This window comes from Salinivibrio socompensis S35 (assembly GCF_000513715.1).
Classification (GTDB): Bacteria; Pseudomonadota; Gammaproteobacteria; order Enterobacterales; family Vibrionaceae; genus Salinivibrio; species Salinivibrio socompensis.
Genome location: NZ_AQOD01000237.1, coordinates 1 through 2,481, shown reverse-complemented (window position 1 = coordinate 2,481; position 2,481 = coordinate 1). Strand labels below are relative to the sequence as shown.

At 44.1% G+C, this 2,481-nt stretch carries 2 protein-coding genes; both read right to left on the bottom strand.

The features are described 5' to 3' along the window. The coding region (locus tag DZ54_RS23030) for a transposase family protein (protein ID WP_164831629.1) at nt 1-278 on the bottom strand (278 nt) is incomplete at its 3' end. Between the two features lie 245 nt (nt 279-523). Beyond that, nucleotides 524-1,849, bottom strand: a complete 1,326-nt coding sequence (gene ltrA, locus DZ54_RS0117325) for a group II intron reverse transcriptase/maturase (RefSeq protein ID WP_025675485.1) — start codon at nt 1,847-1,849, stop codon at nt 524-526. Nucleotides 1,850-2,481 lie beyond the last annotated feature (632 nt).

The following is a 2,481-nucleotide window of genomic DNA, read 5'->3' as shown; positions in this document are numbered from 1 at the left end:
TTTTTTGTAAATGCTTGGCCTTTGGACTGGTCATGGTTCCCATTCACTCTTGCGATCGTATCTGCCGACGGTGACGTTTTACCTGAAAAGCCAAAACGTAATAAGAAATCGCGCTGCTTACGGCCATAATCACTAATGCCTTTCCAAGTATCATGGCCAGAAAGCACCGCACAGATCGTTATCAAAATAATATCTGATAACGTATGTTCAACTTTTCCTTCTTGGCGAATATCTTTGATGGAAACGAAATGCATAAATGGGCTTTTTTCTTCTGTCATTTTTAATCTCCTAAACGTTAGGAGACCATTAAATCGCACTGAAAATGATCAACAAATTGATCCTTTATTTTCACTTATTTTAATTAATAAACATGGCACAACGCACGATTTTCAGCCTTAGTTGACAGCTAAGTCATTAAATCGCTAGCCCAGTCATGGCGCGGATCTGGTGAGTAGACCGCCGGAACCTCCCCGACAGCCTCTCGCAGAACCGTACGTGAACCTCTCAGCTCATACGGCTCCCATTAAGCCAACGCTGTTCCTAATCCTGCCCGCCAGTGAGCGAACAAATGAGGCGCCTGTTCTATCAAGTTACCTATAAACTTGCAGGCGTTGATTTTGTGCTTCCGCAGCCTCTTATATTTCCGTCGAGCCCAACGAATTAACGTTAGGTTTATATGACGACCAATGGCAGTCAGCGCTGAGCGGTGAAACCGACCATAATAGTAAATCCAACCTTGTATGATGGGATTTAGCCACTTGGCAATTTCGTTAATACTCATCTCTGTACGACAGCGAACTCTTAGCTTTCTTATCCTATACCTCATGGTCTTTAGAGCTGACTTGCTTACCGCAGGTGAAAAACTCATAAATAGATTATTTCGAATCTTTCCTTTCACTCTTCTTGCCCTGAATGTGTATCCTAAGAAATCAAAGCTCGTTGTCTTATAGCTGCCTTTTCGACTGGTATCTTTGCAGTAAACTATCTTGGTTTTGGTTGGATGTAGATCCAAACCACAGGCATTAAAGCGTCGCTTGAGTACTTCGAGCATATCTTGTGCTTCAAGTAGGCTATTGCAATGCAACAGACCATCATCTGCATATCGACACCATGGCACTCTTGGATAGTGCTTACTTAGCCACTTATCAAACACATAATGCAAGAATAAGTTTGCAAGCACTGGACTGACAATCCCACCCTGTGGCGTTCCCTTGCTTCGCTCTTGTAGCTCACCGTTTGGCATTTGCATTGGAGCAACTAGCCAACGACGAATGTACAACCTAACCCATTCATCTGTGACGTGTTTGTCGACAGCTTTAAGTAATAATTCATGTGGAATATTATCGAATAGACCTTTGATATCAAACTCTAGACACCAGTCATAACGCCAGCACCTTTTCCGAGTTACCGCTATGGCATCTAACGCAGATTTCTTAGGCCTGTATCCATAGGAATCATCTAGAAAGTGTCGTTCCACCTTGTGTTCAAACGACAGTAACACAGTCATTTGCGCCACTCTGTCACTAACTGTGGGTATTCCAAGCAATCTTTCTCCACCACTTTTCTTTGGTATGGCAACTCCTTTAACTGGAGGTGGCATATAACTTCCCGAAGAAAGGCGGTTCCAGATTTTGTATAGGTTACCTTTCAAGTTTTGTTCAAAATCCTGCAGGCTTTGATTATCAACGCCTGCAGATCCTCGATTGGCTTTCACGAGCTTATAAGCTTCAGCTACTTGCCATTTATTGATTTGAAAAGGTTTTGTCTCTTCAAGACCAGTTTCCTCCTGTTTATCACAGTTGAACTGACTTGGAGACGGCTTAACGTTGCCCCTTCGCTCCGTATTCATTACAAATACTTCTTCGCTACTACGAACAACTCCGCCCCAGTATCATGCATTGGTACTCTCATACTTATGAATTTAGTCACTTGTATTTCTCCCTTGTCATCATGATGACTGGTTCCCGTGGTTCCTAAAAAGAGCCTGTTGTAAGTTCATGCTTGCTATACGCCGAGCACCACATACTCAACATTCGGAGTTCGCCAGTATACTGCTCCTGAGATTACACGACGATCTCAGTTTTGATGCTATTTTTGGGATTAACGACGCGTCTACACAAGTTCGGGTTTACTCATCTCCTTACAACTCACCTCACCAGAATAATTTCCTGACTTCCCTACAACGCTTTTGACCGTTACTCTTAATAACAGCCACTTGCAGGTGGTTTAAAGCCGACTTCCGACAGTAGACTTTGAAGGGCCTACCTTCATCTCTTCTTAAGCTTACGCTCAAATGGTTAACCTTGAGTTAACCTCTGTGCTCCACGGCACACGGTGAGTAGACCGCCGGAACCTCCCCGACAGCCTCTCGCAGAACCGTACGTGAACCTCTCAGCTCATACGGCTCCCATTAAGCCAACGCTGTTCCTAATCCTGCCCGCCAGCTGAGCGAACAAATGAGGCGCCTGTTCTATCAAGTTA